This is a genomic window from Pseudomonas sp. GW456-12-1-14-TSB6 (assembly GCF_059424205.1).
Map to the genome: position 1 here is coordinate 182,564 of NZ_JBWKZE010000009.1, position 22,234 is coordinate 204,797.

Consider the following 22,234-nt stretch of genomic DNA (forward strand, 5'->3'; position numbering starts at 1 on the left):
GACCCATCAGAGCTGGCCCAGCACCGGGGTGCTCACGCGCACATCGGCATTCTGGCCACGGTGACGCAGCAGGTGATCCATCAGCACGATGGCCATCATCGCCTCGGCAATCGGCGTGGCGCGGATGCCGACGCACGGATCGTGACGGCCCTTGGTGATCACGTCGACCGGATTGCCGTCGATGTCGATCGAACGGCCCGGGGTGGTGATGCTCGAAGTCGGCTTCAACGCCAGGTGCGCAACGATCGGCTGACCCGAGGAGATCCCGCCGAGAATGCCGCCGGCGTTGTTGCTGAGGAAGCCTTCCGGAGCCATTTCATCGCGGTGCTCGGTGCCACGCTGGGCGACGCAGGCGAAACCGGCGCCGATTTCCACGCCTTTGACCGCGTTGATGCTCATCAGCGCATGGGCCAGTTCGGCGTCGAGACGGTCGAAGATCGGCTCGCCCAGGCCCGGCATCACACCTTCGGCAACCACGGTGATCCTGGCGCCGACGGAGTCCTGATCGCGGCGCAACTGGTCCATGTAGGCTTCCAGCTCCGGCACTTTGTCGGGGTCCGGGCTGAAGAAGGCGTTCTGCTCGACCGATTCCCAGGTCTTGAACGGGATTTCGATCGGGCCGAGCTGGCTCATGTAGCCGCGAATGACGATGCCCTGGCTGGCCAGGTACTTCTTGGCGATGGCGCCGGCCGCGACGCGCATGGCGGTTTCCCGCGCGGAGCTGCGACCGCCGCCGCGATAGTCGCGCTCGCCGTATTTGTGGTGGTAGGTGTAGTCGGCGTGGGCCGGGCGGAACAGGTCCTTGATCGCCGAGTAGTCCTTGGACTTCTGGTCGGTGTTGCGGATCAGCAGGCCGATGGAGCAACCGGTGGTGCGGCCCTCGAACACGCCGGAGAGGATTTCGACTTCGTCGGCTTCCTGGCGCTGGGTGGTGTGGCGGCTGGTGCCCGGCTTGCGACGGTCAAGGTCGCGTTGCAGGTCTTCAAGGGAAATCTCCAGGCCCGGCGGGCAGCCGTCGACAATGGCGACCAACGCCGGACCATGGCTTTCGCCCGCGGTGGTGACAGTGAACAGCTTGCCGTAGGTATTGCCGGACATGCAGGACGCTCCGTGAAATCGAACCCAGATTCGTGATGCGCGCCAGTATACGCAGGCTAACCGAGTAGTTCATCCTCGAACCTTAGCGGTGTGGGTGAGTCCAACCGGCACCTTGGCAAATGATGGCGTGATGATGCTGCGAGTTTTGATCTTGAGCCTTTCCCTGTTTACCGGCTTCGTCCAGGCGACTGTCCTGCAACGACCGGTCACGTTGACGACTGACAACGGCGAACTTTTCGGTTCGCTGTTGCTGCCGAAATCCGACAACCCCGTGCCGGTTGTCCTGATCCTTTCCGGCTCGGGTCCTACCGATCGTGACGGAAACAACCCCGACGGTGGACGCAATGACAGCCTCAAGCGACTGGCCTGGGTGCTGGCCAAACACAATATCGCCAGTGTGCGCTTCGACAAGCGCGGCGTGGCCGCCAGCCTGGCGGCGACTCCGGACGAGCGAAACCTGTCGGTGGAAGCCTACGTGGCGGACGCCGTGGCCTGGGGTCAGAAGCTGAAAGCCGATCCGCGCTTCGGTCCATTGATTTTGCTGGGCCACAGCGAAGGTGCATTGATCGCCAGCCTGGCGGCGCCGAAGGTGGACGCCGCTGCGGTGATCTCTCTCTCTGGCACAGCCCGGCCCATTGATCAGGTGCTGCGCCGGCAACTGGCCCGCAGCCTCCCTCCTCCTTTGATGCTGCGCAGCAACGAATTGCTCGACAGCCTCAAGGCCGGGCGCACCGACGACAATGTGCCGGCGCCGTTGCAGGTGATTTTCCGTCCGAGTGTGCAGCCGTATCTGATTTCGCTGTTCCGTCAGGATCCGGCGGCGGCCTTCGCTCAACTGCAAATGCCGGCGCTGATCGTGCAAGGCAGCAACGATATTCAGGTCCAGGTCGATGATGCGAAATTGCTCAAGGCCGCCAAACCGGATGCGCAACTGGCGCTGATCGAAGGCATGAACCACGTGTTGCGCATCGTGCCCAATGACGTGAAGCGGCAACTGGCCTCCTACAAGGACCCGAATTTGCCCTTGGCGGCGGAACTGGGGACACGCGTGCTTGAGTTTATTGACGGACTTCGCACCCGTTGAGCTCTTTTACCCTCTAGTCCTGTAGAAAACGGCCGATAAGCCTTTGTCGCCAGCGTACTGGCTGGCGGCAAGCAGCTTGGACAGGATCTCGCCGTTATGACTGATACCCAGACTTCAACCGACACCACCGCTGAAAAAGACGCACCGCCAGCGGTCGAGCTGCCATGGGCGGATGTCCACGTCGAGCACCACAAGATGCTCCGCCTGGCGCCGTTGCAGACCGACCGCAATACCGGCGGGCGGCCACTGCGCTTCGTTGAATTCGGTTACGCCGAGCGCAACGGCAAAGAACACAGCCTGATGCGCATGGCGATCAAGTTGCCCGCTCAGCGCGTGCGTAAAGAACAGAATCACCTGGACGTGTGGGTCGATCACACGACCAAACGCGTGCACTTCGGCCCGGACAGCGGTTTGCAGATCGAACCTATGAACCGTGGCATCGGCCGTTTCATGGCTGCCCAGGGCATCAACTGGGCGAAAAAACGCTGGCCCACCTACACCGTCGACGGCATGGACTTGAACAACAAGGACGCGCTGAACGAAGACACTCGCCTGCGCCGCGATCACTTTCTGCGGGTGCACGGCTTTGATGTGGTTTACGCCGACGCCCAGCATTTGAAGGGCAGCGTCAAGGAAGTAAAGGTCGGTGACTTGCTGGGCGACTGGAACAGCGAAAAGCTGCAGATCGTCGAAATTCTCGAAGCTGCGCAAATGCTGCAGCAGGCCGAGCAGAATCTGGCCGAGCAGGAAGTGAAGCTGAAGAAGCAGGAAGACAAGGTCAGCAAGTTCAAACGTGAAGACGCCGGGTTGCGTTTCACCATTACCTGTCTGGTGGCGTTTGCGGTGTTTCAGGCCGGGTTGCTGATCTGGATTGCAACGCACCGCTAAGACCATGATCGTTCCCACCGAGGTGGGAACGATCGGTTCAGGTCAGACGCGGGAAGCGAACAGTGCCTGATGGGCGCGGCACTGTTCGGCGGTCAGCATGAACACGCCGTGCCCGCCGCGCTCGAACTCCAGCCAGGCGAAATCGACTTCCGGGTACAGCGCCTCGACGTGGACCTGGCTGTTGCCCACCTCGACAATCAGCAAACCCTTCTCGGTCAGGTGAGCCGCCGCTTCGGCGAGCATCCGGCGTACCAGGTTCAAACCGTCATCGCCGCAGGCCAGGCCCAGTTCCGGCTCGTGCTGATATTCGTCCGGCATGTCGGCGAAATCTTCCGCATCGACGTAGGGCGGGTTCGACACGATCAGGTCGAAACGTTGACCCGGCAGACCATCGAAACCATCGCCCTGCACCGTGAACACCCGCTCATCGACGCCATGACGCTCGATGTTCTGGTTCGCCACTTCCAGCGCTTCGAACGACAGATCCGCCAGCACCACTTCGGCGTTCTGGAACTCGTAGGCGCACGCGATGCCGATGCAACCGGAGCCGGTGCACAGGTCGAGAATCCGCGCCGGCTCGTCGCCGATCCATGGGGCAAAACGGTTTTCGATCAGTTCGCCAATCGGCGAGCGCGGGATCAGCACGCGCTCATCGACGATGAACGACATGCCGCAGAACCAGGCTTCGCCCAGCAGATAAGCGGTCGGAATGCGCTCTTCGATGCGGCGCTTGAGCAGGCGCTGAAGATTGACCAGCTCGTCGTCCTCCAGCGCGCAATCCAGATAGCTGTCGGCGATTTCCCACGGCAGGTGCAAGGCACCGAGCACTAGCTGCCGGGCTTCGTCCCAGGCATTGTCGGTGCCATGGCCGAAAAACAGATCCTCCCCATGGAAGCGGCTGACGGCCCAACGAATGTGGTCGCGCAGGGTACGAAGTCGGGAAGTGATCACGGGGCAGAACTCCAGAAAAAACGACTGGCGATTCTAGCAGCCAAAACGCGCCGCGACGACGCAGGAAAGATTCCGGGGCGACGGTAGGACTCTTCCGATTTTCCCCTCGGCTATTGAACAGATCGTGTAACTTGACAAGGCTGCAGGCCAGCAACGACGGTGTCTACGATGGTAGCGATTCACAGAACCGCTCAGCCAGAGGACAATGTCGCAAAAGCCCCACCCGAAGGAGCCCCAGAATGTCCGTTCCAAAAACGATGTTTCAACTCAGCGGTCGCGGTTACGCAGCGGCCACGTTGAGCCATGCCACCGTGGTCATCATCGATGCCCAGAAAGAGTACCTCAGCGGCCCGCTGGCCCTGAGCGGCATGGACGCGGCTGTCGCGAACATCAAACAACTGGTTGCCGCCGCCCGCGCGGCCGGCCGGCCGATCGTGCACGTGCGCCACCTCGGCACCGTCGGCGGTCTGTTCGACCCGCAGGGCGAACGCGGCGAGTTCATCCCCGGCCTGGAACCCCAGGGCGATGAAACCATCATCGGCAAGTTGCTGCCGAGCGCCTTTCACGGCACCGAACTCTACGATCGTCTGCAAACCATCGGCTCGCTGGACCTGATCGTCTGCGGTTTCATGAGCCATTCCAGCGTCAGCACCACCGTGCGCGCGGCGAAGAACCTGGGTTTCCGCTGCACCCTCGTCGAAGATGCCTGTGCCACCCGCGATCTGCCATTCAAGGGCCGCGTGCTCAGCGCCGAACAGGTGCAGGAAGCGGAAATGGCGATCATGGCTGACAACTTCGCTACCCTCGCCCTGACCCAGGATCTGATCTGATCTTCCGTAAATGAGCGGCTCAGCCCGCCGCTCATCTGCAAAAACCTCGCATTTGCTTCAATTACCCTAGCCTCAGGAACAACCCGGTCAACTCCCGGTCGAAGGGCCGATACCCATTGAGGAAGGTCGGAATGAAGTTATCCGATGGATTTGACGCACGCCGCTTGCGGCCCAAAGGCCAAAGCAACTGGCGATTTCGATTCGGCGCGGCGATCGCGGCCATACTGGCGACGTTCGGCGTGCTGCTGGCGATGGCCGGGGCCGCCAGCCTGCTGGGGCGCCCACCGGCGCTCGGCGACCTGAACGCAACACCGCTCGGCTCGGCGATCATTCTCGCAGTCGGCCTGCTGTTCCTGTATTTCGGCGTGGCCCTGTGGCGTCGTTGCCGGCGTCGCGCACGGCAATCGCGGGAATTGAACATGTCCCCGCACCTGATGAAAAAACACGATTGATCGACGGCCTGGCTTTTTGCCGGGCCGTTTTGTGTCTGTTTGGGTAAACTGGCCGCCCTTCGCGGAGGCTGACATGCAAGACGACGATTTTTCCCTGTTCAAAAGTGCGATCCAAGGCGTCAAGCCGATCAAGCACGACCGCGCCGACACCGGCAAACCCAAGGCTGACCGAGACCGGATCGCCAAGCTGCGCCAGTCCGCCACCGTGCGCACCGACACCACCACCGTTGACGGCCTGTCCGATCAGTTCGTGATTGACGTAGGTCCCGAAGACGAGCTGATGTGGGCCCGCGACGGCGTGCAGGAAAGCCAGATGCGCAAGCTCAAGATCGGGCAGATCCCGTTCGAAGGCAGCCTCGACCTGCACGGCATGAGCGTAGAAAAAGCCCGCGAAACCCTCTGGGCGTTTCTCGCCGAAGCGACCAAATTCGAAATCCGCTGCGTGCGCGTTACTCACGGCAAGGCTGTGCGCCTGGACGGCAAGCGGCCGATGATCAAAAGCCACGTCAACACCTGGCTGCGCCAGCATGCGCAAGTGCTGGGTTTCTGCTCGTGCCAGGCTAAACATGGCGGCGCCGGCGCCGTGTATGTGATGCTCAAACGCACCATGATGGAAGGCCGCGACGAATAATCCCGTCACACCGAACTTGCAGGGTCGTGTCCGCCACCGTACCCTTGCCCTTTGCGAAAATCCCCACAGGTAGTTTCATGTCCCTGGAACAGAATTACACCGCGATTCTCGGCCAACTGGGCGAGGACGTCTCCCGCGAGGGCCTGCTCGACACGCCAAAGCGTGCCGCCAAAGCCATGCAGTACCTCTGCCGCGGTTATGAACAGACGCTCGAAGAGGTCACCAACGGTGCCCTGTTCAGCTCCGACAACAGCGAAATGGTGCTGGTCAAGGACATCGAGCTGTACTCGTTGTGCGAACACCACCTGCTGCCGTTCATCGGCAAGGCCCACGTCGCGTACATCCCGAGCGGCAAAGTGTTGGGCCTGTCGAAGGTCGCGCGGATCGTCGACATGTACGCCCGTCGCCTGCAGATTCAGGAAAACCTCAGCCGCCAGATCGCCGATGCGGTCCAGCAGGTCACCGGCGCGCTGGGCGTGGCCGTGGTGATCGAGGCCAAGCACATGTGCATGATGATGCGCGGTGTGGAGAAACAGAATTCGTCGATGATCACTTCGGTGATGCTCGGTGAGTTCCGTGAAAACGCGGCGACCCGCAGCGAGTTTCTCAGCCTGATCAAGTAATGCGTGACAGAAAAAACCGGCGTTGATCGCCGGGTTTTTTTCGTCCGTGAAAAATCGGGTAAGCTGCGCGCCTTCTTCAATGTCCCTGTGAGGCTTGTAACGTGTTCGTCAAAGCGCTTCGTGTCGGCCTCGGCCAACTGATCATCTTCGTGGACTTTCTGACCCGCCCGGGCAAGAAGCAGCGCCCCGCCGCTGCCCAGGCTCAGGTTGATGCCGCCGCCAGGAACCTGACCCTGTATCAGTTCCACGCCTGCCCGTTCTGCGTGAAGACCCGCCGCAGCCTGCGTCGCCTGAACGTTCCGGTGGCCCTGAAGGATGCGAAGAACAACGAGCAGGATCGCCAGACCCTGCTGGAACAGGGCGGCAAGATCAAAGTGCCGTGCCTGCGCATCGAAGAGAACGGCCAGACCACCTGGATGTATGAGTCCAACACGATCATCGAATATCTGAACCAGCGGTTCGCCGCGGTCTGAACCAAAAAAAAACCGGCCTGAGGCCGGTTTTTTTATGCCGCCTGCGCGGCCTGGGCCTGGCGCACCACCGCTGCCAGGCGTTTGAGCCCTTCGTCCAGGCGGGCCGGGTCGATGTGACTGAAGTTCAGGCGCAGATGCCCGGGATTGCGATCCGGCTCGGGGAAGAACGGCTCCCCGGGCATGAACGCCACATCGTTGGCCAGCGCGGTGTTCAGCAACGTGCGGGTGTCCAGCGGTTGCTTCAGAGTCAGCCAGAAAAACAGCCCGCCCTGCGGCGTGTTCCAGTCCGCCAGATCGGCGAAATGGGTTTCCAGCGCCGCTTGAAAGGCGTCGCGGCGCTGACGGTAGAAGCCGCGCAATTCACTCAAGTGCTGCTGATATTTCTCACTGCCGATCCACTGCAATGCCTGCCACTGTCCGATGCGGTTGGTGTGCAGATCCGCCGACTGCTTGAGTTTGAGCAGATGCGGGAACAGATCCGGGCTGGCGATCAGGTAGCCGACACGCAGGCCCGGCAACAGGGTTTTCGACACGGTGCCGGTGTAGATCCAGCTGGATTTCTTCAGGCGTCCGGCAATCGGCTGGGCGCTGCCGCCGTCGAAGGTCAGCTCGCGATAGGGCTCGTCTTCGATCAGGGTCACGCCGAATTCGTCGAGCAATGCCGCAACGGCCGCGCGTTTGGCTTCGCTGTAGCGCACAGCGGACGGGTTCTGGAAGGTCGGAATCAAATAGATGAACGCCGGGCGGTGCTGCTCCACACGCTGACGCAATTGCGCAAGGTTCGGACCGTCAGCCTCCAGCGGCACGGTCAGGCAATCGGCGCCGAACAGCTGGAAAATCTGCAACGCCGCCAGATACGTTGGCGCTTCAAGCAGGATTTCGGTGCCCTTATCGATGTACAGCTTGGCCGCCAGGTCCAGAGTCTGCTGGGAACCACTGACTACCAGCACCTGACTCGCCTCACACGGCAAACCCAGCGCCCTCGCCTCTGCTGCCAGCGCTTCGCGCAATGCCGGCTCACCTTCGCTCATGCCGTACTGGCCGAGAGACAGCGGCATGTCGGCCCACTCGACCTTCGGCAACATGACTTCAGCAGGCAGGCCCCCGGCGAAGGACATGACCTCCGGGCGCTGGGCCGCGGCAAGGATTTCACGGATCAGAGAACTTTTGAGGCGCGAGACACGTTCGGAAAAAGCCATGGAAGTCACCGCTAGCGAGGCATGGGAAAAATGAGTCAAACTTGTTGACTGAAATTACGACACCTTCTCTGGAAACGTCAATATGCTTGACCTTAAAAACTGCGCCAGCCAACAACAAGCCATGGAAGCGTTTTTCTTCGGTTATCAGGCGTTCACCGCCAAGGCCGACGAAATGCTCGAGCGTCGTGGCTTGTCCCGAGTGCATCAACGCATTGTGTTTTTCATCGCCCGCTATCCGAACCTGAGCGTCAAGGAGTTGCTCGCGCTGCTCGGCGTCAGCAAGCAGGCGCTGAACATGCCGTTGCGGCAATTGCAGGAAATGCACCTGGTGAACAGCGTTGCGTCCGAGACCGATAAACGTAAACGCCTGCTGGAGCTGACCGTCGAAGGTGCGAAATTTGAACAGGCGCTGCGTCGTGAACAGGTGAAATTGCTCGAGCGCGTCTTTGCCGAAGCCGGCGAAACGGCGGTCAACGGCTGGCTGGCGGTGAATCTGGCGTTGGGAACCAATCGCCCAACCGAGTGATATAGCTTGATCGCCAGTCTTTTCGTCTACAAAACCAAAAACAATATTTGCTTTATTTGTACACAAAAGCATAATCCACAGCGTGCGAGTTCCTGACCGCATGGTCAACAAATTCGCGTATGCCTCAAAGGACTGCTGCCACCCCTCATGGGTCCGGTCCTGGAAATAACAATAAAACTCTTGAGGAGTACTCGCTGTGGAAAGCCGCAAATCCGAAGCATCGACGCTGGAACTCTCGCCGCCGTTACGCACTGGCCTGCTTGAGCGCATCTTCAAACTCAGCTTGCATGGCACCACGGTGAAGACCGAGCTGATTGCCGGTCTGACAACCTTCATCACCATGGCCTACATCATCTTCGTCAACCCGAACATCATGGCCGATGCCGGGATCGATCACGGTGCAGCCTTCGTCGCCACCTGTATCGCCGCCGCGCTGGGCTGCCTGCTGATGGGCCTCTACGCCAACTGGCCGGTGGGCCTGGCGCCAGGCATGGGCCTCAACGCGTTCTTCACCTACACCGTGGTCGGCACCATGGGCTACAACTGGGAAACCGCGCTCGGTGCGGTGTTCGTCTCGGGCGTGCTGTTCATGATCCTGACCTTTTCGCGGATCCGCGAATGGCTGCTCAACAGCATCCCGGTCAGCCTGCGCTATGCGATGGGCGCCGGTGTGGGTCTGTTCCTCGGGCTGATCGGCCTGAAAACCGCCGGCATCGTCGTCGATAGTCCGGCGACTCTGATCAAGCTCGGCTCGCTGCGTGAACCCGGCCCGCTGCTCGCCGCCATCTGCTTCCTGATGATCGCGATCCTCAGCTACCACAAAGTATTCGGCGCGATCCTCATCAGCATCATCACTGTGACCCTCGCGGGCTGGGGGATTGGTCTGGTGCACTACGAGGGCATCATGTCCGCCCCGCCAAGCCTGGCGCCAACCTTCATGGCCATGAACGTCGCCGGCGTCTTCAACGTCAGCATGATCAGCGTGGTACTGGCCTTCCTCTTCGTACACATGTTCGACACCGCCGGCACCCTGATGGGCGTCGCCCAGCGCGCCAATCTGGTGAACGCTGACGGGCGTATCGAAAACCTCTCCCGCGCGATGAAAGCCGACTCCGCCTCCAGCGTTTTCGGCGCGGTCGTCGGTGTTCCGCCGGTCACCAGCTACGTGGAAAGTGCCGCCGGTGTAGCGGCTGGTGGTCGGACTGGTCTTACCGCCGTCACCGTGGGTGTGCTATTTATAGCCGCGATGTTCTTTGCACCGCTGGCCGGCATGATTCCCGCCTATGCCACCGCCGGCGCACTGATTTACGTAGCGATGCTGATGATGGGCGGCATGGCGCACATTGAATGGGACGAAGCGACCGACAGCATTCCGGCCATCGTCACCGCGATCATGATGCCGCTGACCTTCTCGGTCGCCGACGGTATCGCGCTGGGCTTCATTACCTATGTCGCGCTGAAGGCCGGCACCGGTAAATACAAGGAAATCTCCGTCAGCCTGTGGGTGCTCTGCGCGATCTTCATCGCCAAGTTCATCTTCCTGTAAGCGCTACGCGGTTTACGCTTCAAAACAGCCTCACCCCACCGGGTGGGGCTTTTGCACATTCTTGATAACCATAAAAAGGAGCAAGTGATGAGTCTGGAAACCTGGCTGCTGTTCAGCGGCGCTGCGCTGGTGGTGATCCTGATTCCGGGGCCACTGTCGTTGCTGATGATCAGCAACAGTCTGAATTACGGTCTGCGCCGTTCGTACCCGGCGTTCCTTGGCGGCGTGTTCGCCTCGATCTGCCTGCTCAGTGCCTCGGCGCTGGGGCTGGGCGCCCTGTTGCTGGCATCCGAAAAACTGTTCAGCGCCCTGAAAATCATCGGCGCGATCTACCTGTTCTACCTCGCCTGGCAGAGCTGGCAGCAATCGCGTCAGCCGTCGGTGGGGGCCGAAGTGCCTCAGGCCGCACCGGTTCCGAAATTCCGCGCATTGTTCAGCCGGGCCTTCGTGCTGGGCGCGAGCAATCCGAAAGACATTTTGTTTTTCGCCGCATTTCTGCCGCAATTCCTCAGCGCCGAGCAACCGTTCCTGCCGCAACTGCTGGTGATGATCGCCACCTGGACGTTGCTCGACCTGCTGTGCAAATTGACCTACGGCCTCGGTGCCCACGGCGCCGCGCGGTATCTGCGCAGCGGCAAGGGCCAGAGTTGGTTCAACCGCATCAGCGCCGGATTGTTCGGCGGTGCCGGAGCTGCTTCACTGTTGAGCGGGCACTGAATAACACAGTGATCGATAATGCCATCCAGGACCATAAATTGAATTTCTGGATGGCAGCAAAAAACGACGGTTGATTCGAGTACAACAACTCAAGCCATCTGCAACACACCGCAATAGCCTGCGGATATACAAAATTGAATTTCTTTAACTACCATGGAGCAGTAAATACATAACCACGCAAGAACAAGGATGTTCTATGGCAACGCTAATACTCGACTCCACCATCAACCATAATTCAGTAGACATTTCGGACATTGAACTAACTTCCTACCCCAAACCCGCCTCCACGATTGATTTCGAAGAACACCAAAGCAATACCGGGAAACCTTCTGAATCAAAACGCAAAACATCAGAGTTAAAAGTTGTCGACCAAGTATATGGTCCTCTTCGGATCGGCAACTTCTACATAACCCGAAGATCTCTCGACGCATTGGGTGCCACCCTTGACGGCCAAGTTCTGGATGGAAAAAACACTTTTTTCCGCACTCCAAGTAGAAAGTTCATCGATGGTTTGCAGTTTGATCCAGTTAAAATCAACGCTCGCATGAAAACGTCCGTCAGCGATGATGATTACTCGCTGACTGCGCTGCTGTTTGAAATTGCCAGCCGACGACCGCTGACGTCGCCCACGCTGCTGAATAACAATATCGATATCCACGCCGACACCGATGGTTATCTGACCAAGTTGAAGCAACTTCTAGTCTCTGCACAGAAACTGGACATTCGACATGCGCATATGTCCGAGCCCCTTCCTAAATGGGCAAACCGTACCGCAAGCCGCACCATGGCCGGCACCGGCATTGGCCTCCAGGCGTTTGGTATCTACAGTGGACTTTGCGGGCTCCAGGATGCAGTGAAAAACAAGGATTCCTACGGGATCATCTTCAACAGCGCTGCCTATACAGCAGATATCACTTCGATTGCAGTGGACCTGGCGGTCACTCACAAAGCCACCCAGATGCTCAAGGCCGGACAAAGCGCCTACAAGGGCTTCGCACACACCAGCTTTGCATTGAAACTGGGCCGGGGGGGCGGCTTGATCGGCGGAGCCTTGACCCTCCCTTTCGATATCATCAGCGCGGTGGATTCATTCAATGCAGCAGCCAAAGCCACGGGTAAAGAGGCTGTCAATCATTACGTAAACGCTGGCTTGAGTGTGACCAGCGCGGCGATGACCGTACTGCTGGGCACCGCGGCTCTGGCCGGTTTTTCCTCTGCCGGCCCTATAGGGCTGGTGGCTGGCCTGCTGCTGGTCGCCGGTTCGCGTATCTGGGCGGCCATCAACGTGGTCGATGACATCGACGATTACATCACCCTGACAACCGAAGAACGATTGCGCACAGGCTGGTTTGCATTCTGGGGAATCAGCCCGGATGAAAGCGTCGAAAATCGCCATATCATTGCCAGGGCCGCCGCTCAACATGCCCGGCAGCTGCAAGCCTCCGCCAGAAAATTGCTCGACGAAGATCTGAAAGACCATACCGAGGCTGTCATCAACGGCAGATTTCACGTCGAAGTCGAGTCGATTCAGATCCCCACCTACCACTCGACCCCGGAAAACCCGCAGTACAAAACCATCAAGCGCCCTAGAATCGTCGATGACAACGACACTATCGATGCACGTGCCGGCGTCACGGAAAAGACCAAAGGCTCCGTCCTCGGAGCGTCATCGGAACTCAAGAACATTCTTTGGTTTCTCGGTGGAGGTTTCGACACCGTGCAGGGAGTGACGAATAAACCCAACAACTTCTATTACAGGCTGGGTCCGAAGTTTCTGGACGGAGGCAAACAGGATGACGAATTCGTCTTTGAGGGGGCCGCCGATCTGCTGCAAACAAAAGACCATTCCGGCCTGATCGGCGAACTGGATGGAGGCGCGGGAAGCGACAGCCTGAAACTGACCGGAACGTTTCCTGCCGGACACGAAGAGCGCTTTGGCTACAAAATCGATCTGAAGCAAGGCGAGATGTTTGTAAAGGTCGAACCGGATAAAGCAGACGGACTGATTCTGCACAGCATGCTGCGCAATATCGAGAACATCGACACCCTTGCAGGATCGAACAACGAGGTGATCGGTACCGACGGGCCAAACATCATCAAGGCTCGTGGCAAGGATCATGTCGATGCCGGAGCCGGCGATGACCAGATCTACGTGCTCAGCCCCTTTGCATCAATTCGTGGCGGCCCCGGCAAAGACACTTATGCGCTTTCCCATTTACCCGGCAACGTAGTGATTCACGAGGAAGGTACAGACGAGAGTTTCATCGTGCTGGACTGGCGATCGGATCTGATTGAAAGCTGGGAAATCAAAAATGCAGACTTGATCGTCACTTCGGGGTTCGATCTCGATGACGACAAAAAAAGATACGTGCGCCTGACCAATCTTTACGACTGGACTGACAATCGAACACAAAAACTGAGGGGGGGAAAGCTGACGTTCATCACCAGGGATGGCTTCCGCTGGATACCTGAACTCCCGGAAATCATTATTGACTCGCAATACGCGCCTGCTTCACAGATTCAGGTTTCCATGTTGCAGCAAGGCACGCGCGAGCTCCCGGCCATCCTCCACTCCTCGGACATTACCGTCCCTCAGGATAAAAACACCCACTATTGGATTTCACGAAACAACCAGCACACCACTCTGACGGTCACAGAACAAAAGAACAGTTTTCTGACCACTGTGTACCTTGATTTCTCCAGCGCGGAACTTTCGAATGTCCTGGCGACTTACAACATCGAAGTCCTCGCGGAAGGTGAACTCAAAAACATCATGTACAGGAATTGCAACCTGAAGCTTTTTTTCGGTGAGAAAAGCCTGTCGATCAACAATCTTGCCAGCTCCTGGTGGCGCAGCCCTGGACGGATAAACAATGGCCTGACCCGCCCTCTCATGATGCTCAATCACTCATTCGTGCTGATCCTGAACGATGGGGTTTCTTATCGCCTGCACGTGCCTCCCATCGCGGACGACCATCTATCGAATTACGGTATCGGTCATTCGCAAAGGGCGAAGGCGATTACCCTGACACCTCGGGAAGGAGAGCATCTCTATTTGCGTCCCCTCGACAATACCCCACACCCGCTGGGCGACCAGGCACGGTGTGTCAGGTTCTCGCTCCCGACCGCCCAGACCGCCATCGAAACCCTGAGCGGAAATGGATCGACCTATCTCGTTCACCTCAGCAATGACATGTCCTTGCGCCTGTCCACTCCCGGTGCCATGGCCTCGGCGACTGAACGGCTCGCCTTCTCCTCGACCTGGGAGCTGGACGCGACAGCCCTGGGTCACGTCGACATAACGCTCTCCAACAATCAGTTACTGATTGGGAAATGCACCGTGCACCTGCCTGAATACGACAACAGCGAAGATCTGGTGGATCAGATACGTGTGATCACGGCTTCGGGGATTGTGCATGCAGTCGATCTGATCTTTGAGGCCATCTATATAGAATCGATCGATGCCAGGTTCTTCATCCCCCCCGACGATCCCGACACACCTCTGCCTGCCGAATGGTCCACCGCGACGAGCGCTCAACTCCCCGTGCGCAATATATCGATGAAAGACGGCACACCGGGAGCGCTCTCATATCACCTGAGTCAACGTCGCTGGGTATTGGATACCGATGTTTCCCGCCTTGTGGACGTCGACGACCTGAAGACGATCAACCACTGTACCCATCAGATGAATGTGTTCGAAGTGGTAGCAAAGATTGCCCTCGATTACTCCCCTCCGATCAGCGCCCAGGGTCTGCACACGCTTCGAGCGCAATGCGCGAAGCTGAGGGGAGATCTGTCCCTTGATGACGCGACAAGGCTGGAGCGAGCGAAGAACCTGGCCTGGCTTCTGGCCGGACAATCCAGCGTCAATTGAAGGCTTTGCCTCCATCAGTGTGCAGCGTTCATGACAGACCGGCCGGGGGGTCGCGACCTCCGGCCGTTTCGGGTCAGTCATTGGCGCTGACGTCACTGGAAAGATCCGGCATCACGAATGCGTGCGCATAGACATATGTATTACCCGGAACGGGTCTGGGCTGACGATCATTTCCCCTCAATGATCCGCACTGTCGGTCTTCCAATCGCCTCGTTCATTTCAAGAGCACATCCATCAATGAGCCCCAAACGCCCTATCCGCGCCAAAGACACAGCCTCCCACGACAGTCCTCCGACTTCACGCATTCCGGCACCGGATCTGCTTCCGGGACCCCGCATTCATGCGGACGGCCACAATGCACTGCCTTTGCCTGACCATCGCTCGGACCGCTCCGTGCACTTGCCGGAGCCTCAGCCACCCACGGTCGAGATCATTGACCTGCCCGGCGATACGCAGATAACGCGACTGAATGTAGAGCCCCCCATGTCCACCTATTTTCTGGCTCCCCGACTTGTCGACCGCCTGCCGCAGCCCGACGTACAAACCGGGCTGCGCTCATCCGGACGTTATCACTATGTCGACCTGATCGACGGTGCAACGGTTCTGGTCGGTACGGATACGCAGAACCGGATACGGGCACGCCTACCCAACGAACTCATCGCTTCCGGCCCGCTTCTGGAGCGTATCGAAGGCACTGTTCAGTGGCGCCAGGTCCAGGCGCAGAGCGGTACTGGTGCGGAACCCTCGCAACTGATCCTCACTCGCCATATCCAGGATGAATCGCCTGCCATTCCGGAAAAACGGGCGCGCCGTGAAGAAGACATTGGACCAGAGAGCGAAGGAACGCCTGCCGTTGAAAAAGACGATGCAACGGCAACAGTTCCTCGTTCACCCGCGCCGCTACCCGATGCTCCAATCGACCACTGGGAGCAGTGGGCAATCGACGCACCGCCCGGAACAACCCACGATATACAGATCAATGGCAAACGATACATGGTGTTGCCTCAAGGGCCTGCAGAGGACACACCCATTGTTTACATCACCAACCCCACACACCTGATTCACAACTATTCATCACTGGAAAGGGTTCTCGCTTCGGACCTGTTGCAACAGCCTCGCGGTGCAATCCGCGTACCTCCCGCCGGTCACTGGGAGATCGATCCCACACTGCCCTTCCTGCAACCGCTTGCAGGTTATGTTGCCGTGCATTTTCCGGAGTTGTCGGCCACCTGCCTGCAGCAGGTGGCAAAGCGTCAGTTCGAACTTGCCAATGGCTCCGACAGGATAACCGGCACCGGACTGACTCTCTTGCGCCAAACCTTCAACGACTGGAAAGCCGGCAACACCTACCCGCGAGCCGAGCTTGCGGACCCGTTATTGATGCTGCCCTCGATGATCACCCTCGAGCCGGAAAACGCGCGCTTCATGGCGCTGCCGCTACCTGATGGAGAGGGGTCGCTGCAACGCCTCGATTTCGACCCCAACCGATTCAAACTGGAATGGAGTCACTTCATGCCCAGTCAATCGGGCCAGGACTTGAAACGTTTCACTGCGGCACTGCTGAAACGCAACGGATACAACGTCTTCGACATCAGCCCTTCGACGTCATTTCCCGCCGTCGTATTCAATCGGCCAGGACATGATTTTCTGTTCTTTTTGAGCCTGCACCGCATCAGAGGTCAAAAAATCCATCTCCCCTTGAATCTCGACCCGAAGAGCTGGGGTGTCTCTCTGGGCGAACAGGTCGGCACATCGGCGGCACAGGCAGTCATTCAGGCAAATGCCGAAAAAAGGGTCGTCTGGCTCAGAGGAGGACCGCAAACGCTGGCGACTTATCCGCAAACTTTCGTGATTGTCAGGGACGAAAATTCCAGACTCTAAAATGAAACTTCGTCAGACCAAAGGCCAGCCTGCGGCGAATTTCAAGCAAAAAAAGCCCGCAGTGTGAGCGGGCGAAAGACCAAAGAAGCTATATGCGCAGTCGCTTCCCGGTGGGGGCAGCTGCTTGGGGGTCAGCTGCCCCGATAGGTGGAATAGCTGTAAGGCGAGATCAGCAACGGCACGTGGTAGTGATCCTGTTCGGCAGAGATGCCGAACCGCAGCACCACCACGTCCAGAAATGCCGGCTCCGGCAACTGGACGCCACGGGCGCGGTAGTAATCGCCGGCGTGGAACTGAACCTGATAGACACCGGTACGGTAGTCATCGCCTTGCAGCAGCGGCGCATCGACCCGGCCATCGCTGTTGGTAAGCGCACTGGCGACCAATTCCAGGTGCGAACCTTCAACGCGGTACAGCTCGACCTTGATCGAGCTGCCCGGGCAACCGTGTGCAGCGTCCAAAACGTGTGTTGTCAAACGTCCCATTGATTCTGCGCGCCTGCCTGCGTGGAGCAGTCAGACCTCGCGCCTCCCGAAGTCAGTTGAAAAGGAGACCGCACCGTTTCGGAGCACGAAAAGCTGCGGCGAGCGACTGATTAAGACACTTTTCAAAAAAATTGTACACAATAAAAACGACATTTTTCCTCCCGCCCCCAGCCTCCGCCGATTTTCCGCTGCTCAGCCCTCGAACCATGCATTCATTGAACCTCTGATCCATTAGCTGACTGATCAGGCAGATTTCTTGCAGGCTCTCACCGTTATCAGCAAAAGAGGACGGCCGGTGAAAAATGCGAAAATTCAGGCTTACAAATTGAGAATAAAGTTGTATACAATCAGCCCATCGCTGTGACGCCAGCTGCCATCCCATCTTCAAGGCGCCACACAATCTGTCAACGAATAAGAAGGAAGACTGCAGTGAGCGCTGACTACCCACGCGACCTGATCGGTTACGGCAGTAACCCTCCTCACCCACACTGGCCGGGCAATGCCCGGATCGCCCTGTCCTTCGTACTCAATTACGAAGAAGGTGGCGAGCGCAACATCCTGCATGGCGACAAAGAATCGGAAGCCTTCCTCTCGGAAATGGTCGCGGCCCAGCCTCTGCAAGGCGCGCGCAACATGAGCATGGAATCGCTTTACGAGTATGGCAGCCGCGCCGGCGTCTGGCGGATCCTGAAACTGTTCAAGGAATTCGACATTCCGCTGACCATCTTCGCCGTGGCCATGGCCGCCCAGCGTCACCCGGACGTGATCCGCGCGATGGTCGAGGCCGGTCACGAGATCTGCAGCCACGGCTACCGCTGGATCGACTACCAGTACATGGACGAGGCGCAGGAACGCGAGCACATGCTCGAAGCGATCCGCATCCTCACCGAACTTACCGGCGAGCGCCCGCTGGGCTGGTACACCGGTCGCACCGGCCCGAACACCCGCCGTCTGGTGATGGAAGAAGGCGGTTTCCTCTACGACTGCGACACCTACGACGACGACCTGCCCTATTGGGAACCGAACAACCCGACCGGCAAGCCGCACCTGGTGATCCCGTACACCCTGGACACCAACGACATGCGCTTCACCCAGGTCCAGGGTTTCAACAAGGGCGACGATTTCTTCGAATACCTCAAAGATGCGTTCGACGTGCTTTATGCCGAAGGCGCCGAAGCGCCGAAGATGCTGTCGATCGGTCTGCACTGCCGTCTGATCGGCCGTCCGGCGCGTCTGGCTTCGCTCAAGCGCTTTATCGAATACGCTAAAAGTCATGAACAGGTGTGGTTCAGCCGCCGCGTCGACATCGCACGTCACTGGCACGAAACCCACCCGTACCAAGGGGCTGCCAAATGAGCACCTTTCAAACCCTGCAACCGTCGACCCTGAGCCGCGACGCCTTCGTCAAAGCCTTCGCCGACATCTACGAACATTCGCCATGGGTGGCCGAGAAGGCCTTCGACCTGGGCCAGGATGCGTCGATCGACCAGATCGAAACCCTGCACCAGCGCATGAGCGACATCCTGTTGAGCGCCGATCACGCCAGTCAGCTGGCACTGATCAACGCTCACCCGGACCTGGCCGGCAAAGCTGCCGTCCAGGGCGAGTTGACCGAAGCCAGCACCCATGAACAGGCTGGCGCCGGTATTCACCAATGCACGGCCGAAGAGTTCCAGCGCTTCACCGAGCTGAACGACGCCTACAAAGCCAAGTTCAAGTTTCCCTTCATCATGGCGGTAAAAGGCAGCAACCGGCATCAGATCCTCGCGGCGTTCGAAACGCGCATTCACAACCCGGTCGACACCGAGTTCAAATGCGCGCTGGCGGAGATCAACAAGATCGCCCTGTTCCGATTACTGACTCTCTAGCGAGCCTGGCCCGAGAAACCTCTAGAACGCTTGTGTTTCCCAGGGCCCTGCAAGCATCCCAAGCCACTTATTTAAAGGCAGACAAGAAGAATGAAAGCTTACGCCGTACCTTTCGAGAAGTTCGTCAACCTGGCCGATGCCCGCCTGGGCACCAAAATCATCTCGGTCACCGATGACTGGTTCGCAGACGCCAATCGTCTGTTTCAGCCGACCCCGGCCGTGTGGAAGGAGGGCGTGTTCGATGACAACGGCAAGTGGATGGACGGCTGGGAGTCGCGCCGCAAGCGCTTCGAAGGCTACGACAGCGCGGTGATCCGCCTGGGCGTACCGGGCTCGATCAAAGGCGTGGACATCGACACTTCATTCTTCACCGGCAACTTCCCGCCATCGGCCTCGCTGGAAGCCTGCTTCCTGGCGTCGGGCGAGCCGGACGAAAACACCCAGTGGACTGAAGTGCTGTCGGCCGTCGAACTGCAAGGCAACAGCCACCACTACCACGAAATCAGCAACGACAAGGCGTTCAGCCACCTGCGCTTCAACATCTACCCGGATGGCGGCGTGGCCCGTCTGCGCGTGTACGGCATTCCGTTCCGCGACTGGTCCGCTGTTGGTGACAACGAGCAAGTCGACCTCGCCGCAGCCCTCAACGGTGGCCGCGCCCTCGCCTGCTCCGACGAACACTTCGGCCGCATGAGCAACATCCTCAACCCGGGCCGTGGCATCAACATGGGCGACGGCTGGGAAACCGCACGTCGTCGTACGCCAGGCAATGACTGGGTGATCGTCGCGCTGGGCCACCCGGGCGAGATCGAAAAAATCATCGTCGACACCCTGCACTTCAAGGGCAACTACCCGGACACCTGCTCGATCCAGGGCGCGTTCGTCAAGGGCGGCACCGACAGCCAGATCGAAACCCAGTCGCTGTTCTGGCGTGAACTGCTGCCAAGCCAGAAGCTGGAAATGCACGCCGAACACACCTTCGTCGAGCAGATCAAGGCACTGGGCCCGATCACCCACATCCGTCTGAACGTGTTCCCGGATGGTGGTGTGAGCCGCCTGCGCGTTCTCGGCAAGGTCGCTAAATAACACCGCAATGATCGTTCCCACGCTCTGCGTGGGAATGCATCACTGGACGCTCTGCGTCCGCTTTGGATGTGACGCGGAGCGTCACGGGCTGCATTCCCACGCGGAGCGTGGGAACGATCACTCAACGAAAAGAAGAACAGCATGCGCACACTGACGATTGAACCGCTGACCAAAGAAGCCTTCGCCCCTTTCGGTGACGTGATCGAAACCGACGGCAGCGATCACTTCATGATCAACAACGGTTCGACCATGCGCTTCCACAAACTGGCGACGGTCGAAACCGCGACGCCTGAGGACAACGCGATCATCAGCATCTTCCGCGCCGACGCGCAGGAGATGCCGCTGACCGTCAGCATGCTGGAACGCCATCCGCTGGGCAGCCAGGCTTTCATTCCGCTGCTCGGCAACCCCTTTCTGATCGTGGTCGCGCCACTTGGCGATGTACCTGTATCAGGCTTGGTCCGCGCCTTCGTCACCAACGGCAGGCAGGGCATCAATTACCATCGCGGCGTCTGGCACCACCCGGTGCTGACGATCGAAAAGCGGGATGACTTCCTGGTGGTTGATCGCAGTGGCACAGGCAACAACTGCGATGAGCATTTTTTCAAAGAGGATGAGCGTTTGATCCTCGCCCCCCACCAATAAGAGAAGGTCCGATCACTCGACAACAAGAGTGACGGGCGAGAGGTAAAGACTGTGGAAGCACATCTGTTGGAATGGCTGAACCTGAGCGTGCGCTGGGTTCACATGATCACTGGCGTGGCCTGGATCGGCGCGTCGTTCTACTTCGTCTGGCTGGAGAACAACCTCAACCGCGTCAATCCGAAAACCGGTCTGGCCGGTGATCTGTGGGCGATCCACGGCGGCGGTATCTATCACCTGGAAAAATACAAACTGGCCCCTCCGTCGATGCCGGAGAACCTGCACTGGTTCAAATGGGAAGCCTACTTCACCTGGATGTCGGGGATCGCGCTGCTGTGCGTGGTGTTCTACTCCAACCCCGTGCTCTACCTCGTGGCACCCGGCAGCGGCCTGACCGGCCCTGAAGGCGTGGCCATCGGCATCGGTTCGCTGATCGCCGGCTGGTTCATCTACGACTTCCTCTGCGATTCGCCTCTGGGCAAAAAACCTGCCTTGCTCGGCTTCATCCTGTTCGTGCTGATCATCGGCGCGGCGTATGGCTTCAGCAAGGTGTTCAGCGGTCGTGGTGCGTACCTGCACGTCGGCGCGATCATCGGCACCATCATGGTCGGCAACGTGTTCCGCATCATCATGCCGGCGCAGCGCGCCCTGGTCGCCGCGATCGCCGAGAACCGCACGCCGGATCCGGCCCTGCCGGCCAAAGGCCTGCTGCGTTCGCGTCACAACAACTACTTCACCCTGCCGGTGCTGTTCATCATGATCAGCAACCACTTCCCGAGCACCTACGGCAGCCAGTACAACTGGCTGATCCTGGCCGGGATTGCGGTGTTGGCGGTGTTGGTGCGTCACTACTTCAACACCCGTCACGACAGCCACAAGTTTGCCTGGACCCTGCCGGTTGCAGCGGTGGGCATGATCAGTCTGGCGTACGTCACCGGCCCGGCGCCGATGTCGACCGCGCCGGACGTGGCCAAGGCCCCTGCGAAAATCGAGTACCAGCCGCTGCCGGAAACGGCTTTGGGTGGTGGCGCGAAACCGGCTGAAGCTGCGCAACCGGCCGCCCCTGCTGCACCTGCCGCCGCTCCCGCTCAGGCGTCCAACGCCGGCCCTGCGTTCGACAAGGTGCACACGGTGATCCAGGAACGCTGCGCGGTCTGCCACTCGGCCAAACCGACCAGCCCGCTGTTCAGCGCTGCACCGGCCGGTGTGATGTTCGACACCCCCGAGCAGATCCGCCAGAACGCGGCGCGGATCCAGGCGCAAGCCATCACCACGCAGATCATGCCACTGGGCAACATCACGCAGATGACCCAGCAGGAACGTGACCTGATCGGTGCATGGATCGCCCAGGGAGCCCAGACCAACTAAGCAGTAAAAGCA

The 22,234-nt window shown here is 59.1% G+C and carries 21 protein-coding genes; 17 read left to right on the plus strand and 4 right to left on the minus strand.

Translation table 11 applies throughout. From position 1 onward, the window contains the following. Window positions 1-6 precede the first annotated feature (6 nt). Window positions 7-1,098: a chorismate synthase gene (aroC, locus tag AC07Y2_RS11135; protein WP_103387050.1), complete on the minus strand. Its 1,092-nt coding sequence runs from the start codon at window positions 1,096-1,098 to the stop codon at window positions 7-9. A 130-nt stretch (window positions 1,099-1,228) separates the two neighbouring features. On the opposite strand from aroC, the gene AC07Y2_RS11140 reads away from it, so the two are divergent. Together AC07Y2_RS11140 and AC07Y2_RS11145 are read left to right on the plus strand one after the other, a co-directional pair. Then, on the plus strand, window positions 1,229-2,182 hold the full coding sequence (locus AC07Y2_RS11140; RefSeq protein WP_039769918.1) for an alpha/beta hydrolase: 954 nt from the start codon (window positions 1,229-1,231) through the stop codon (window positions 2,180-2,182). Between the two features lie 96 nt (window positions 2,183-2,278). Further along, a complete protein-coding gene (locus tag AC07Y2_RS11145) occupies window positions 2,279-3,070 on the plus strand; it encodes a hypothetical protein (protein ID WP_039769917.1) in 792 nt (263 codons plus the stop codon). A gap of 42 nt (window positions 3,071-3,112) precedes the next feature. Here AC07Y2_RS11145 and prmB read toward each other — a convergent pair whose 3' ends face one another. After that, the gene (prmB, locus tag AC07Y2_RS11150) at window positions 3,113-4,021 is read right to left on the minus strand and encodes a 50S ribosomal protein L3 N(5)-glutamine methyltransferase (RefSeq protein ID WP_103387051.1); all 909 of its coding nucleotides are present in this window, start codon (window positions 4,019-4,021) and stop codon (window positions 3,113-3,115) included. 239 nt (window positions 4,022-4,260) lie between these two features. On the opposite strand from prmB, the gene AC07Y2_RS11155 reads away from it, so the two are divergent. The 5 genes from AC07Y2_RS11155 to AC07Y2_RS11175 all read left to right on the plus strand — a co-directional run bounded on the left by AC07Y2_RS11155 (window position 4,261) and on the right by AC07Y2_RS11175 (window position 7,030). Next, a complete protein-coding gene (locus AC07Y2_RS11155) occupies window positions 4,261-4,851 on the plus strand; it encodes a cysteine hydrolase family protein (RefSeq protein ID WP_011333204.1) in 591 nt (196 codons plus the stop codon). Between the two features lie 131 nt (window positions 4,852-4,982). Then, window positions 4,983-5,303, plus strand: coding sequence for a hypothetical protein (locus AC07Y2_RS11160; RefSeq protein ID WP_007960009.1), 321 nt, complete (start codon window positions 4,983-4,985; stop codon window positions 5,301-5,303). Between the two features lie 73 nt (window positions 5,304-5,376). Then, window positions 5,377-5,934, plus strand: a complete 558-nt coding sequence (locus AC07Y2_RS11165; protein ID WP_039769915.1) for a Smr/MutS family protein — start codon at window positions 5,377-5,379, stop codon at window positions 5,932-5,934. A gap of 77 nt (window positions 5,935-6,011) precedes the next feature. Continuing rightward, entirely contained in the window at window positions 6,012-6,557 is a 546-nt protein-coding gene (folE, locus tag AC07Y2_RS11170; RefSeq protein ID WP_003204506.1) for a GTP cyclohydrolase I FolE, read from the plus strand. 101 nt (window positions 6,558-6,658) lie between these two features. Then, window positions 6,659-7,030, plus strand: a complete 372-nt coding sequence (locus AC07Y2_RS11175; protein ID WP_064594616.1) for a glutaredoxin family protein — start codon at window positions 6,659-6,661, stop codon at window positions 7,028-7,030. Window positions 7,031-7,062: 32 nt separating this feature from the next. On the opposite strand, the gene AC07Y2_RS11180 is transcribed toward AC07Y2_RS11175, so the two are convergent. Beyond that, window positions 7,063-8,229 (minus strand): aminotransferase-like domain-containing protein, encoded by a 1,167-nt coding sequence (locus tag AC07Y2_RS11180; RefSeq protein ID WP_103387052.1) that lies wholly within the window; start codon window positions 8,227-8,229, stop codon window positions 7,063-7,065. Between the two features lie 82 nt (window positions 8,230-8,311). On the opposite strand from AC07Y2_RS11180, the gene AC07Y2_RS11185 reads away from it, so the two are divergent. The 5 genes from AC07Y2_RS11185 (at window position 8,312) to AC07Y2_RS11205 (ending at window position 16,773) form a co-directional block, all read left to right on the plus strand. Continuing rightward, window positions 8,312-8,755: a MarR family winged helix-turn-helix transcriptional regulator gene (locus AC07Y2_RS11185; protein ID WP_039769905.1), complete on the plus strand. Its 444-nt coding sequence runs from the start codon at window positions 8,312-8,314 to the stop codon at window positions 8,753-8,755. A gap of 196 nt (window positions 8,756-8,951) precedes the next feature. After that, on the plus strand, window positions 8,952-10,301 hold the full coding sequence (locus AC07Y2_RS11190) for an NCS2 family permease (protein ID WP_039769903.1): 1,350 nt from the start codon (window positions 8,952-8,954) through the stop codon (window positions 10,299-10,301). 87 nt (window positions 10,302-10,388) lie between these two features. Beyond that, entirely contained in the window at window positions 10,389-11,018 is a 630-nt protein-coding gene (locus AC07Y2_RS11195) for a LysE family translocator (protein ID WP_074687599.1), read from the plus strand. Window positions 11,019-11,214: 196 nt separating this feature from the next. Further along, window positions 11,215-14,892 carry a hypothetical protein gene (locus tag AC07Y2_RS11200; protein ID WP_103387053.1) on the plus strand — a complete coding sequence of 1,226 codons (3,678 nt, stop codon included), beginning with the start codon at window positions 11,215-11,217 and terminating at the stop codon, window positions 14,890-14,892. Window positions 14,893-15,375: 483 nt separating this feature from the next. Then, a complete protein-coding gene (locus AC07Y2_RS11205; RefSeq protein ID WP_103387054.1) occupies window positions 15,376-16,773 on the plus strand; it encodes a hypothetical protein in 1,398 nt (465 codons plus the stop codon). Between the two features lie 131 nt (window positions 16,774-16,904). On the opposite strand, the gene uraH is transcribed toward AC07Y2_RS11205, so the two are convergent. Beyond that, a complete protein-coding gene (gene uraH / locus AC07Y2_RS11210; RefSeq protein WP_011333195.1) occupies window positions 16,905-17,258 on the minus strand; it encodes a hydroxyisourate hydrolase in 354 nt (117 codons plus the stop codon). A 429-nt stretch (window positions 17,259-17,687) separates the two neighbouring features. Between uraH and puuE the strand changes: the two genes are divergently transcribed. The 5 genes from puuE (at window position 17,688) to AC07Y2_RS11235 (ending at window position 22,222) form a co-directional block, all read left to right on the plus strand. Continuing rightward, window positions 17,688-18,614, plus strand: coding sequence for an allantoinase PuuE (puuE, locus tag AC07Y2_RS11215; protein WP_039769896.1), 927 nt, complete (start codon window positions 17,688-17,690; stop codon window positions 18,612-18,614). Further along, on the plus strand, window positions 18,611-19,126 hold the full coding sequence (gene uraD / locus AC07Y2_RS11220; protein ID WP_064594598.1) for a 2-oxo-4-hydroxy-4-carboxy-5-ureidoimidazoline decarboxylase: 516 nt from the start codon (window positions 18,611-18,613) through the stop codon (window positions 19,124-19,126). Before puuE ends, uraD begins: the two co-directional genes overlap by 4 nt. A gap of 90 nt (window positions 19,127-19,216) precedes the next feature. Then, a complete protein-coding gene (gene alc, locus AC07Y2_RS11225; protein ID WP_007960036.1) occupies window positions 19,217-20,212 on the plus strand; it encodes an allantoicase in 996 nt (331 codons plus the stop codon). Window positions 20,213-20,353: 141 nt separating this feature from the next. After that, the gene (locus AC07Y2_RS11230) at window positions 20,354-20,857 is read left to right on the plus strand and encodes an ureidoglycolate lyase (RefSeq protein WP_103387056.1); all 504 of its coding nucleotides are present in this window, start codon (window positions 20,354-20,356) and stop codon (window positions 20,855-20,857) included. Between the two features lie 51 nt (window positions 20,858-20,908). Continuing rightward, window positions 20,909-22,222, plus strand: a complete 1,314-nt coding sequence (locus AC07Y2_RS11235; RefSeq protein WP_074687595.1) for a urate hydroxylase PuuD — start codon at window positions 20,909-20,911, stop codon at window positions 22,220-22,222. The last annotated feature ends 12 nt before the right edge of the window (window positions 22,223-22,234 follow it).